12 protein-coding genes are annotated in these 13,375 nt (G+C 40.6%); 11 read left to right on the top strand and 1 reads right to left on the bottom strand.

Annotated elements, in window-relative coordinates:
- Positions 1-139 precede the first annotated feature (139 nt).
- Complete coding sequence (locus B3H30_RS11330) at positions 140-604, bottom strand: Lrp/AsnC family transcriptional regulator (protein ID WP_070564088.1); 465 nt, start codon at positions 602-604, stop codon at positions 140-142.
- A 191-nt stretch (positions 605-795) separates the two neighbouring features.
- Here B3H30_RS11330 and eat point away from each other — a divergent pair, with 191 nt between their 5' ends.
- From eat to B3H30_RS11385, 11 genes are all read left to right on the top strand, one after another.
- On the top strand, positions 796-2,118 hold the full coding sequence (gene eat, locus B3H30_RS11335) for an ethanolamine permease (RefSeq protein ID WP_083295858.1): 1,323 nt from the start codon (positions 796-798) through the stop codon (positions 2,116-2,118).
- Positions 2,115-3,476, top strand: coding sequence for a glutamine synthetase family protein (locus B3H30_RS11340; protein WP_115048704.1), 1,362 nt, complete (start codon positions 2,115-2,117; stop codon positions 3,474-3,476). Before eat ends, B3H30_RS11340 begins: the two co-directional genes overlap by 4 nt.
- Before the next feature lie 7 nt (positions 3,477-3,483).
- Positions 3,484-4,641 (top strand): iron-containing alcohol dehydrogenase, encoded by a 1,158-nt coding sequence (locus tag B3H30_RS11345; protein ID WP_070564090.1) that lies wholly within the window; start codon positions 3,484-3,486, stop codon positions 4,639-4,641.
- Positions 4,616-5,392: a gamma-glutamyl-gamma-aminobutyrate hydrolase family protein gene (locus tag B3H30_RS11350; protein ID WP_201303532.1), complete on the top strand. Its 777-nt coding sequence runs from the start codon at positions 4,616-4,618 to the stop codon at positions 5,390-5,392. The genes B3H30_RS11345 and B3H30_RS11350 overlap by 26 nt, the downstream gene beginning before the upstream one ends.
- Positions 5,370-6,749, top strand: coding sequence for an aldehyde dehydrogenase family protein (locus tag B3H30_RS11355; protein ID WP_236560200.1), 1,380 nt, complete (start codon positions 5,370-5,372; stop codon positions 6,747-6,749). The genes B3H30_RS11350 and B3H30_RS11355 overlap by 23 nt, the downstream gene beginning before the upstream one ends.
- A 267-nt stretch (positions 6,750-7,016) precedes the next feature.
- The gene (locus tag B3H30_RS11360; RefSeq protein ID WP_286834089.1) at positions 7,017-7,322 is read left to right on the top strand and encodes an NUDIX domain-containing protein; all 306 of its coding nucleotides are present in this window, start codon (positions 7,017-7,019) and stop codon (positions 7,320-7,322) included.
- A gap of 209 nt (positions 7,323-7,531) precedes the next feature.
- The gene (locus tag B3H30_RS11365; RefSeq protein ID WP_115048702.1) at positions 7,532-8,233 is read left to right on the top strand and encodes an HAD family hydrolase; all 702 of its coding nucleotides are present in this window, start codon (positions 7,532-7,534) and stop codon (positions 8,231-8,233) included.
- Positions 8,234-8,345: 112 nt separating this feature from the next.
- Positions 8,346-10,073, top strand: a complete 1,728-nt coding sequence (locus B3H30_RS11370) for an amidohydrolase (RefSeq protein ID WP_070564095.1) — start codon at positions 8,346-8,348, stop codon at positions 10,071-10,073.
- Between the two features lie 398 nt (positions 10,074-10,471).
- Positions 10,472-11,194 carry a hypothetical protein gene (locus tag B3H30_RS11375; protein ID WP_286751899.1) on the top strand — a complete coding sequence of 241 codons (723 nt, stop codon included), beginning with the start codon at positions 10,472-10,474 and terminating at the stop codon, positions 11,192-11,194.
- A gap of 9 nt (positions 11,195-11,203) precedes the next feature.
- Positions 11,204-11,935 carry a hypothetical protein gene (locus tag B3H30_RS11380; protein ID WP_254667679.1) on the top strand — a complete coding sequence of 244 codons (732 nt, stop codon included), beginning with the start codon at positions 11,204-11,206 and terminating at the stop codon, positions 11,933-11,935.
- 162 nt (positions 11,936-12,097) lie between these two features.
- Positions 12,098-13,300 carry a S41 family peptidase gene (locus tag B3H30_RS11385; protein WP_070564540.1) on the top strand — a complete coding sequence of 401 codons (1,203 nt, stop codon included), beginning with the start codon at positions 12,098-12,100 and terminating at the stop codon, positions 13,298-13,300.
- The last annotated feature ends 75 nt before the right edge of the window (positions 13,301-13,375 follow it).

The raw sequence follows: 13,375 nt of genomic DNA on the forward strand, positions 1-13,375 counted from the left end.
AATAGAAGGCATGGTTCTGCAAGTATGAACCATTGCCTAAGTGTAGGTGCCATACCAATGAAACCCATCAATTCCGGGAAATTAAATTAGGAGAGTCGTCAGCGCAGCATAGTAAAGCTAAAATATGCTAAACTAATTATCAAAGAAAGATTGGGAGACGGGTTGTATTCACGATTTCTTTCATGACAAAATAACTTTCCATATGTCTGATTCCCTTGATTGTTGCCAGTTTATTAAAATTGAATTCATGATAGTGATCAACATCCCTAACCATCACCTTTATTTGATAGTCAAATGCACCCGTTACGTGGAAACACTCGACTACTTCTGGAAATTTTTGTATCTCCTCCATAAATAACAAGGCACTTTCATTGGAATGTTTTTCCATACTAATGGATACAAGGACCATTAGATTAAGATCAAGTTTTCTTCTGTCCAGCAGAAAGACTTTCTGTTTGAGAACGGAGGTTGCCATTAACTTCTTAATACGTTCGTAAACGGGAGTCATGGATAAATTAACACGGTCAGCTATTTCCTTGTTACTTATGTTCGCATCCTGTTGCAAAAGGTCCAGAAGCATGAGGTCTTTCTCATCCAATTTCATTATCGTAGTAAATTAAATCTAAAAAAACTATATCTATGACTGTAGTTAGATCGTAAACACTAGTAAATAAAATACAACCATATTATTTTACTAAAATAGCCATAATTACAGATATATAATACTATCATTTAAACTATATGTAGTAAATTTAAATTAATTAATTACTATCATTTACCAACCTAAATAAAATTATGAGTGAGCCTCAATTAAAAAAAGTCCTTGGTCCGGTTATGTTATGGGGATTGGGTGTAGGCTATGTTATCTCGGGAATGTATTTTGGATGGAATCTCGGTTTGGCAGAAGGCGGCACATTGGGATTGGCCATTGCTACAGTGTTCGTTATTATCATGTACCTTACATTTAACTTCAGCTATACAGAGATGGCGTGTGCGATCCCTAAGGCTGGCGGAGCCTTTGAATATGCCAATCGAGGATTGGGCAAGCATTTGGGATTTGTCGCCGGTATTGCACAAAATATCGAGTTTGTTTTTGCTCCGCCTGCCATTGCTGCTGCTATAGGTGCTTATCTACATTTATTGCATCCTTCGGTTGACTATCTTATTTTTGCCATTGGGGCCTATGTGATTTTCACTTCAATGAATATACTGGGCGTAAAGCTCGCTGCATCATTTGAATTGGTCGTAACTGTTCTTGCGGTTATCGAATTACTAATATTTGCCGGTGTTACATTTCCGGCTTTCGAATTTTCCAACCTTGAGCACAACGCATTGCCCAATGGCTTCTCGGGTATTTTTGCAGCTATTCCGTTTGCCATCTGGTTTTTTCTCGCTATTGAAGGTGTAGCGAATGTTGCTGAGGAAACGATCAATCCACAGAAAAATGTATTAATCGGCTTTGGATCGGCCATCGTAACTTTAGTTGTGCTTTGTATCATTACATTTTTGTCGGCGGTGGGTGTCGGCGGCTGGGAGGCTGTTGTTTATCCTGTCGGAAGCACTGAACCCTCCGATTCACCATTGCCACTTGCCATTGCACATGTCATTGACAATCGCCATATTCTCTATAAACTACTTATAGGCGTTGGTCTTTTGGGTCTTATAGCCTCATTTCATGGTATCATTCTCGCTGGTGGCAGAGCTACCTTCGAATTTGGGAGAGTGGGGTATGCACCGTCGATTCTTGGAAAAGTACATCAACGATTTAAGACTCCGGCCAATGCACTCTTAATCAATATGGCTATTGGCATCATAGCATTATTGACCGGAAAGACCGCAGGTATTATTACCATCGCATGTTTTGGGGCAATCTGTCTTTATATAATATCCATGTGGTCATTTTTTGCCTTGCGAAAAAAGGAACCCGATTTGGAACGCCCATTCAAAGTTCCATTGTATCCGCTGTTTCCGGCAATTGCATTTATTATTGCTGTCGTGTGTCTCATTGCAATGATATATTATAACCCCTTGACAGCTCTATTATTCTTTGGGCTTGTCATCTTATCATACCTCTATTTCCTAATCTTCCTTGACAAGGACAAAACCATCAAATTATGATAACTAAAAATGAAATTATTGCCAAATTAACAGCAAGCACAAGTACGCACGTTAAAGTTGCCGTCGCTGATATAGACGGGGTGCTCCGTGGGAAATTTATGCATCGGGATAAGTTTATCTCTGCACTGGACAATGAATTTGGGTTTTGCTCGGTGGTGTTTGGATGGGATGTTAACGATCAGGTTTATGACAATGTGGAAATTACAGGCTGGCATACAGGATACGGCGATTTCCCGGCGCGTATTGATGGAAATACATTTCGACAGATTCCCTGGCAAGAAGATATTCCCTTTTTTCTAGCTGATTTTGAATCTCCGCTTTCTCGGGACCAAAATGTGTGCCCAAGATCACTCCTTAAAAACATAATTGCACAGGCGGAGACTGCCGGATTTAAACCAATTTTTTCACAGGAATTTGAATGGTTTAATTTCGTGAAAGCCGATAATGCCGCTCCCCAAAATAGTTTTAGAGATATGACACCGATAACATCTGGTATGTTTGGTTATTCCATCTTACGGATGTCTGACAATTACGGATTTTTTCAGGATCTTTTGGCTATGCTCGAAAGATTCGGTGTACCTCTTGAGGGGCTACATACGGAGACCGGGCCAGGTGTTCTGGAAGCTGCGATCCAATGTAGTGATGCTCTTGAAGCTGCGGATAGGGCTACGCTCTTTAAATCTGCGGTTAAGGACATCGGAAAAAAACATAATATCACGGCGAGTTTTATGGCGAAACAGACCAAGGACTTACCAGGCTGCAGCGGCCATGTGCATCAAAGTCTTTGGGATCTCAACAAACAGAACAACCTCTTTTATGATAAAGAAGATGAACTCGGAATGAGCCAGTTGATGAAGCATTTTCTTGCGGGGCAATTGTATTGTTTACCTGATATTCTACCGTTATTGGCGCCCACTGTTAACAGTTATAAAAGGCTGACTGAAGGAGCATGGGCACCGACAACCCTGACTTGGGGCATAGATAATCGTACCACAGCACTCCGCGTCATCGACGGTGGTCCCAAAGCCACACGCATTGAACACCGTGTTGTCGGTTCAGATGTGAACCCTTATTTGGCAGTAGCAGCATGTTTGGCTAGCGGGTTGTATGGCATCAAGTATAAATTGCCATTGGATAATCGACATACTAGCGGTAATGGTTATAAAGATCTGCAACACGGCGTGTTACCAAGAAACCTCCACGATGCGACCGCTCGAATGGCGCAATCGCAAATAGCCTCCGAGCTATTTGGCCAAAAGTTTGTCGATCATTTTTGTAAATCACGGTTATGGGAATGGCGACAATTTTCTGAGCAGGTCACAGATTGGGAAACAAAAAGATATTTTGAAATTATTTAACTGAACAATGGATACAGCAAAAATTTACGGTTTTAATTTTCCGACACCGATCCGTTTCGGTGCTGGAGTGATCGACGAGCTACCAGACTATTTATTGACCAATGGACTTAATCGCCCTTTACTGGTAACGGATCCGACTATCGCCCAACTACCATTTTTTAAGGGAGTCCAACAAAAGCTGACGAACAAAGGGATCGACGTTATTGTCTTTCATGATTTGCATAAAAATCCAGTAAAATCTGATGTCCTCTTGGGAGGAGATGTCTTTAGAGGGCAAAATAGAGATTCAATTATTGGCGTTGGCGGTGGAGCAGCACTCGACGTAGCACGGGCAATTGCCTTGCGCGCAAATCATCATCGTGATTTATTTGATTACGACGATCTGATCGGTGGCGATATCTATGTGACCAACGAGATACCACCATTGATTACTGTACCTACGACCGCCGGGACTGGGAGTGAGGTGGGGCGTAGTGCTATTATTTCAGAAGATGAAACCAAGAAAAAACGAATTCTGTTTAGTCCCAGATTGATGGCAAAAATTGTATTTGCCGATCCTTTGCTTACAATGGATCTGCCACCGTTTATTACGGCAGCAACGGGAATGGACGCACTTACCCACAATATGGAAGCCTATTTGGCCAAAGGGTATCATCCGATGTGTGATGGTATAGCGCTTGAAGGAATGGCCATGGTGGCGACGTCTATTGAGTGTGCTACGAAAGAATCAGACTTGCCATCCCGCTCCAAAATGCTTTTGGCATCATTGATGGGAGCTGTTGCTTTTCAGAAGGGATTAGGAGTCGTTCATAGTTTAGCGCATCCGCTGTCCTCGCTCCTTGATACCCATCATGGACTGGCCAACGCGGTGAATCTTCCTTATGGAATGCAGTTTAATTATGTCGGTTTTGAAGATCGTTTCGATAAGATGGCCATGGCTTTAGGGCTCGGTAGTCATGCTGGAGACAGGGTTGTAGACTATCTGTTTGACCTCAATGTACGTTTGGGACTGCCTACACAATTATCTGCGATAGGCGTGCAAAAGGAACATCTGCAACCGTTATCAGAACTGGCGTTTGCAGATTTCTGTCACCCATCAAACCCCAAGCCCGTTAGCAAAGCAGATTTTCTTGCAATTTATGAAACCGCTTACGAAGGAAAATAATATGTTAAAAATCGGTATTAGTGCGTGTTTTTTTTATCCAGACCCCGAGAGGACGGTCTTTGGACACAAATCACTGAGCTATATGGAAAATGATATGGTTCGATGGATAACTAAAAAAGGCGTTCTTCCTATATTATTGCCGGATCTTGAAGAATCATTATTAGCGGACATCTTACACCAGATGGATGGCATAGTTCTTCAAGGTGGAAGCGATATAGCACCCCAGCATTATGGAGAAGAGCCTATCGGACCCTGGAAAGGAGACCCTTATCGGGATCAATATGAGCTAAAGATATTGGATTATGCCATCAGAAATCATAAGCCAGTCTTAGGTATCTGTCGGGGATTTCAGTTAATGAACGTCTATTTTGGAGGCACAATGTATCAGGATATCGGTAGTCAGCTTCCTCAGTCGGCTGTACATCGTTCAGCAAGTCTATACGACACCATCAATCATCCCGTACATATAGAACCAGGAACACTTTTCGACAGACTATATGGCCATGTTGCCAATCCATTGGTCAACACTGTACATCATCAGGCTATTAAAGATCTTGGCCGTGATCTCGAAGTCTTTGCGCGCTCGGAAGACGGATTTATCGAAGCATTTGGTTATACCAAAGAAGCGGCCGGGAAAGTGATGGGTGTACAATGGCATCCCGAATTTTCCCAAACACAGAAGGGAATACTTTTAGATGAAAATTTAATTCTTAATGTTTTTATCGAACATGCAAGACAACATAGAAATTAGAAATCCTGCAACCGGTGCTGTAGTAGCAACGTTGCCTTCAACCACAACAGTTGAATTGGAAAATACACTCTCCTTACTAAGACAGGGACAGCAAAAATGGGCCAACGTTCCTTTGAGGGATCGTTTGGCGTGCATCATACAATTTGGGGAGCTGATCTTGGCGAATAAACAGGAACTTGCGGAGATCCTTACCAAGGAGACGGGCAAACCCATCACACAATCGCTTAATGAAATTAACGGAGCACAAAACCGTATTGAGCATCTTCGAAAAAATGCTGAAAGATGGCTTTCAGAAGAAATTATTGTAAATGAGGGGGCTACACTAGAACATATTCGCTATGAACCACTTGGTGTCATTGCCAATATTTCTGCATGGAATTTCCCTTATAATGTGGGCTTTAATATTTTTCTGTACGCCTTGGTTGCGGGCAATGCCGTGCTCTATAAACCTTCTGAATTTGCTACGCTGACCGGATTGCAGTTTGCAAAATACCTTTATGAAGCCGGTATACCTGATGATGTATTTCACTGTGTTGTTGGAGATGGGAGGATTGGCGAGCATATCTTATCATTGCCATTGGATGGCTATTTCTTTACTGGATCCTATAAAACTGGAGTACATATTGCTAGGGCCGTAGCGCATAAATTAGTTCCAGTCCAGCTTGAGCTAGGCGGAAAGGATCCACTATACGTAACAGAAGATGTGAAAGATATAAAACAGGCGGCAGTGTCGGCAGCTGAGGGCGCTTTCTACAACAATGGGCAGAGCTGTTGTGCTGTTGAACGTATCTATGTTTCAGAACAGATATACGATGAGTTTGTCGAGGCATTTATTGAGGAGGTAGCTTCCTATCAGGTTGGCGATCCATGCGCTGGAGACACATTTATCGGTCCTTTAACGAGGGCTGCTCAGCTGGACGTCCTTGAAGATCAAGTGAAAGATGCCCTTGAAAAGGGAGCAACACTACGGTTGGGCGGACATGTATTAGAAGGTAAGGGATATTATTATGCTCCCACAGTATTTGAGCACTGTAATCACAACATGCTACTTATGCGTGAAGAGACTTTTGGTCCGTTGATAGGTATACAAAAGGTAACTTCAGACGAAGAGGCAATTACGTTGATGCAGGATACGACCTATGGCCTTACTGCAGCGGTGTTTTCGTCCGATCAGGATAGAGCAATGAATATCCTTAGCAAAATGGATACAGGAACGGTATATTGGAACTGCTGTGATAGGGTAAGCCCTAATGTGCCTTGGTCCGGAAGACGAAATTCTGGCTTAGGTTCGACCTTATCGGCTCAAGGTATACGAGCATTTGTTCAGCCTAAAGCCTATCATTTAAGACCCGCATAATTTAATGTTTAATTCTATGGATATAGCCCATTATGCCGATCGTTCATTGGATAATGGGCTTTCCCTCAAAAATAAATTTCGGTACCCCATGAGAGTGAGTGCGTAAAGATTATGGGGTCCGCTTCATGGAAAAGTGATCGCCAAGGTGACTTATGCCGATGCAATAGATATGCAAGTCCTTACTGAGGAGAGATAGACTGAATGAATTCGCTAAAATACTTGAAGACTCTCGCAACATTTTCTATTTTTGTTACAAACAGAAAAGAAATGAGCACTGAAGTGACAGGTTTGAAGCGTGTAGCCACACTATGTATATTAAGAAATAAAGATAAGTTTCTATTGTTAAAGCGCCTTAAAGAACCCAATAAAGATATGTATGTTCCCGTTGGTGGGAAATTAGACCCATTTGAAAACCCGGATGATGAGGTAGTTCGTGAAGTCATGGAAGAAACAGGGATCCATATCACGTCAAAACAATTTTGTGGCATGTTAACCGAAACATCACCGATCAATTACAATTGGATCAGCTATGTATATGTATCCGATATCGAATATGTAGAGGCCCCCTATTGAAATGAGGGTGACCTCGAATGGATCGCTGCAGACGAACTGGAATCTATTCCGACCCCTTTAACCGATCTTTATATTTATGATTATGTGGCTAAGGGAAAACTGTTTGCTTTTAATGCCGTATATGATTCAGACCTAAACTTGACCGGGTTATGGGAACAATATAATGGCATCAAGATCAAGTAAACTACTTAAATTGAATTAAAATTAGAATGATTATCAATAAAACTGCCATTAAAGTCATCGCATTCGATGCAGATGATACATTATGGGTAAACGAACCATATTTTCAAAAAGCAGAACATGATTTTTGTGCGCTGTTAGAAAATTATCTTCCACAGCATGCAGTATCAAAAGAATTATTTGAAACAGAAATGAATAACCTGTCCCTCTATGGGTATGGTGTGAAAGGCTTTATTCTTTGTATGATAGAGACTGCCAGCCGTATTTCGGCAGGACAGTTATCGCTGAAGACAATAAACAAAATCATAGCGATTGGACAAGATTTATTAAAGATGCCGATTGAATTATTGGAAGGTGTTGAAGATACGTTGGTAAGGCTGAGTGCACATTATAAGCTAATCGTAGCCACAAAAGGCGACCTTTTGGATCAGGAAAGAAAGCTGAAAAATTCGGGTCTCCAAAAGTACTTCCATCATGTGGAAATTATGAGTAACAAGAAAAATGACGATTACTCAAAATTATTAAGAAAAATTGAATGCCCCGCTGAAAATTTTATCATGATCGGAAATTCAATCAACTCCGATGTTCTGCCTGTTTTGGCATTGGGGGGACAGGCAATACATGTCCCTTACCATGTGACTTGGACACATGAGCAAGCTTGTGATGACGTTAAACCAAGCAATTTCCTGCAGGTAGAAAGTCTAGATCAACTGTTACCGATTCTGCTTTAATCGAAAATGCGCATCTAGATGCGCATTTCTTCTACCGGCTGTTACCCAGCAAAGAGCTGCGAAACAATTAACTGTTTTCTGTTGTTATTCATCAGTACAGTTAACCTCTCACATGGCAATTATTACAAAATATCTATTTTTCCTTTTACCCTTTTTTATTTTAAGCTGTAAGAGCAGTCAGCAAAAAGGGGATACGTTCTATTTTGGTGGAAATATTATTACGATGGAAGATGATTTTCCCCAGGTAGATGCGTTAGTAGTAAAAGGCGGGAAAATTCTTTTCGTCGGTAGCCGGAAAGAAGCGGCCCCCTATGTAGGGGAAAACACGAAACAGATCGATTTAAAGGGAAAAACTTTACTGCCTGGCTTTATTGATGCCCATGGCCATATCACTTCAAGAGCAGGAATGGAACAGGCAATAGATTTATCGCCCATTCCATATGGTACCGTTAATTCAATACCAGATCTTCAAAAGACTATATTATCAGTTATTAAGCGAACAAAATTAGGCGCGTCTGTTCCTGTATTAGGAAATGGTTACGATGATGCTATCATGCGTGAGCATCGCCATCCGACTCGTCAGGAATTGGATGCGATCAGTACGACAAATCCTATTATTGTCATTCATGCTTCTGGTCATGCAAGTGTTGCCAATAGTGCGATGTTGAAGTTATTAGGTATTGCCGAAAATGTAAAAGACCCGGAGGGGGGACATTACGGCCGAAGCCCCGATAATCGACTAAACGGCAAACTAGAAGAAAATGCCTCTTTTGCCGCACTGGTGAAGTTGACGAATATGATTCCCAAGCCTCAACAGGCCAAAAATGAGCTATCTCAATCCCTAAAAGATTTTGTCAAAGCGCAAGACGAATGGCTTAGTTATGGGCAGACAACAATCTGTGACGGACGTTCGATGGGAGTGGGGGTTGGCCTGTTGAAGGAAGCAGCTTCGAAAAATCTTCTAAAGGCAGATGTGGTTTATTTTCCGGATTTTGAAGCAAACAAAGCCGAATGGAAATCCTTTAAACCCAATTACATGAAATACGAAAAGCGTTTGAAATTTGGTGGATTTAAATTTTCGGATGATGGTTCGCCTCAGGGGAAGACAGCTTGGTTGACAGAACCATACCTGGTTCCACCAGAAGGTCAACCGGCAGATTACAAAGGCTTTCCAATCTTTTCGGACCAGACCCTCTACAATGATTTAAAAACAGTGTTTTCAAATCATATTACGGCACAACTACATGTTAATGGCGATGCGGCTATTGATCAGGTACTTCGTGTGATCGGCAGATTGAAAGCCGAAGGAATTTATAAGCCTGAGCTTAGGGCAACCTTGATACATGTGCAGAACAGCCGCCCCGATCATATCGCCAAGATAAAAGATATCGGTGTTATTCCTTCCTATTTTTCATCCCATGTTTACTTATGGGGAGATTGGCACTATCAAAGTGTTTTTGGTCCCAAACGTGCGGCGTTTATTAGTCCAGCTCAGTCGGCAAAAAAAGCGGGAATACTGTTTACCATCCATCATGATAGCCCAGTAACACCTCCAGATCTATTGACCGGGGTGTATGCTGCAGTCAATCGGACGACACGTTCGGGAATGTTGTTGGGGCCAGATGAACGTATTGATGTCAGGGACGCGCTCAAAGCAATTACCATCAACGCTGCCTATCAGTATCAGGAAGAAAAAGATAAAGGGTCTCTTAAAAAAGGAAAACTAGCTGATTTGGTTATTTTGGATCAAAATCCATTAACAATTAATCCCCAAAAATTACGGGACATCAAAGTAATTGAAACAATCAAAGAAGGGAATACCGTCTTTAAGCGAAATTGATCAATCTGTCAATCCCATAATAAAACAGCATTGTAAACTCATTTTGATTCGCGATTGTTTGGAAAAACCCACTATTGTACTGTTAGTTGCCACTCTGCTGGACTAGTGACGATGAGTCGAAGTCATCGTTTTCAAGAGGATCAAATGTTGGGATAAAACAGGAGAGTTGTATAGTAATACAACAGCGTCAAGTCTTCATCCTTTAAAGAAATAGCGAATAATAAATCGCCACATGCAAATATTAAATGGTCTTAAACTTTTGCGGCTTGTGGCCTATTTTTACACGATGATCGATTCATGATGTCACTTTTGAACAAACAATAGATCTATTTCATCATGCAACGCAGGGAGGGTTATCTTAGATGGAATCCTGTTTTTACTAAAATCCAGAAATAATTATGAAATCGCTATTGATATTTCTTTTTTCGATAAACCTTGTTTACGGTCAATCTACACCAAATTTGACAGTAGGTTATGGAGATCGCTATGATAGCCTTCCCAAATTAGTAATCAAAGCAGCTACACCAGAAGACTATCATAAAGCATTTAGCTCCAACATTATCAATAAAACTCCTGCTGTTGAACGGAAAAGCTTTGTGATTCCTACAGGCAAAGGCAAGCTAAAGTTCAGGAAATATAGTTTTTCAGCCGGTTATGGTGATGGATTTAAGGGTTGGGCGTATAAAGGCTATCTTCCCAAACTGAAAATGCATATTCTCGTAAGCAATCATGTTGCTGAATCATTAGGTTTTAGCGATTTAGTTTTACTCGATAGCATCAACGGTAGTCAACATACAATTGCTTCAGTCGGCGACGGTGCAGTTGAAATACCAATTCCATCTCCAAACGGAGATTTTCTTGCTTATTATTATAATGAGGTCTATGCTGCGAATAGTTGCTTTATAGGGGTACTTGCTGTCCGCAAAGAAAAGGCTCCTTTCCGGATCAAACTTTCCGAATACAACAGTTTTGAAACGGACAATTGGGCGGTGGAAAACATCAGATGGATCGATAGCATGACGATTATCATAAAAGCATATACGCTTAAAAAAGTTGCCAATGAAAATATGAAGCAGTTTGCGTACTACACTGCCCGGTTAAGCAAAGAAAATACAAACTAAGGTATAGAGATGAACATACAACAAAATATCATCATGCTAACTGTTGCTGCAATTTGCTCTTGTAACAATCCTAGCGTACCCCTACAAAAACGGGATGTTAAGCAATCAGAACATCCTATTGACGGAGAAGTAGTGATATCCAGGCAGCAGATAGATACGGTCCCCGCCTCGCATACCACGAATGAGGTTAAGACAACAACATCCATAAAGTTCAATGAATTTGTCGTTTCGATTCAAGGTATGGCCATTTTTGATCCAGAAAGGATGGATCGACTACAACGTGATACCGTAGAAATCGAAGCAGAAGTCGGGGAAAGCATCGAGGGAACTTATATTTCTATTTTAAGTGATCAGGTCCGTGACTTGAAGGTGGAACAACGCTATGAAACCAGCGTAACTATTATGAATGAAGGTCCCCATTGTGATCTTACCGAATGGAAACATTTTAACTCAGACTGGAAGCCTTTAAAACAAAATGGGAATGGCCTTTTTCTAAGTGAAGAATATACTGATCAGGATCATCGGACCTTTCCCAGCGTATCTATGGACGAATTGAAACAAAAAGTAAAAGAGCAGTGTGGTGAAGAATGGTTTAAACTTTTGACTAAAGTAAAATCGCTATCTGAATATCCATCAGCAGTCGGTATAAGCCGTTATTTCTTACGGATCGCATGTCGTCTTAAAGATAACGGTAAAAAAGTTACCAAATTAATCATTATCAAAACTCCAATGGGATGTTAACAGCTTAATTGCTGAATCACAACACCAGGATTTTCCAAGTTATAAATCTATACAAAGAGATTACGAAAAAAGTAATGCTTTCAAAAGATTCAGTATTTTAACACCGGTTTTATTATTTTTGCTATGGTTGGACCAATGAAATACCACTTCAAGAACACAACAATGAAATTAAGCCTATTGACTAAAGCAATTTTTACTATAGTATTCTTATTTTTAACAAAGAATAATATTTTCGCCCAAACCAAATACCAAAAGGATTTTTATGAGTTTTGGTCTGATATCAATAAACATTATGCTTATTTAGAAAGGCAAAATATCGACTGGAATAAAGTCAAAGAAATTTATTCTTCACAAGTAGAAAAAGTTACAAATGACAACGAGTTTATTCAGTTGCTTGAAAATACGTTGAATGAGCTGTACAATGGACATTCGTCGTTAAGCACAAATCTTAATACATCAAACAGGATAATTCCATCATGGTCCGACCTACGTGTCGAAAAAAATGGAAACAAATATTTAATAAAAGACTTAAGAAAAGGTTTTGGTGCAGATTTAGCTGGGTTAAAAATTGGTATGCAAGTAACTCTTTTCAACGGAAAAGCAATCGATGAACAGTTAAAAAGTTTCTTACCTCGATTTACAGATCATTACAGTCCAAAGATGTATCAGTATGCTTTAGATATGCTTTTTGCGGGAACTCATGATAAGAAACGCGTGATTACTGTCGTTGAAAACGGCGAACGTAAAACATTTGAACCGGTAAGCTATGGCAATCGGAATGAATTGTTGTATTATAAAATTATAAATGGAAACACAGCCTATATCAAAATCAATAATTCACTGGGAAATAACAACTTGATCGCTGAATTTGATACGGCGCTTGACAGTTTGATTTCTAATAAAAACCTTATTTTGGATTTAACTGAAACCCCTAGCGGTGGAAATTCAACGGTTGCGAGGGCCATTATGGGGCGGTTTGTCAATAAAGTTCTACCTTATCAAATTCACGAATTTGATGAGAAGGATTATGACACAAAACGACATTGGGTAGAGTATGTAAGCCCACGTAAGGAAATCTTCAAGGGTAATGTGTATGTTCTCGTGGGGCACTGGACAGGAAGTATGGGCGAAGGAATAGCTATAGGTTTTGACGCGCTTGATAGAGCGACAGTTATTGGCACACCTATGGCCGGGCTATTAGGCGCAATTTCAAACTTCCGTCTCACAGAAACAAAAATTGGATTCCAATTCCCAACGGAAAGATTGTATCATATCAACGGAATGCCAAGAGAGGATTTTATTCCCAAGATTTTGTGTGAAAATATCGAAGAAACATTAAAAAAAGCGAAGGAGATAGCTTGGTAGGTTAGATAGGAGATGATGGCTCAGTTTGCCTGAAAACTCATGGAGCAATGTTAGGATCAATGTGAACAACTAAAG

Source organism: Sphingobacterium sp. UBA7038 (assembly GCF_002494055.1).
In the GTDB taxonomy this organism is placed as follows: domain Bacteria; phylum Bacteroidota; class Bacteroidia; order Sphingobacteriales; family Sphingobacteriaceae; genus Sphingobacterium; species Sphingobacterium multivorum.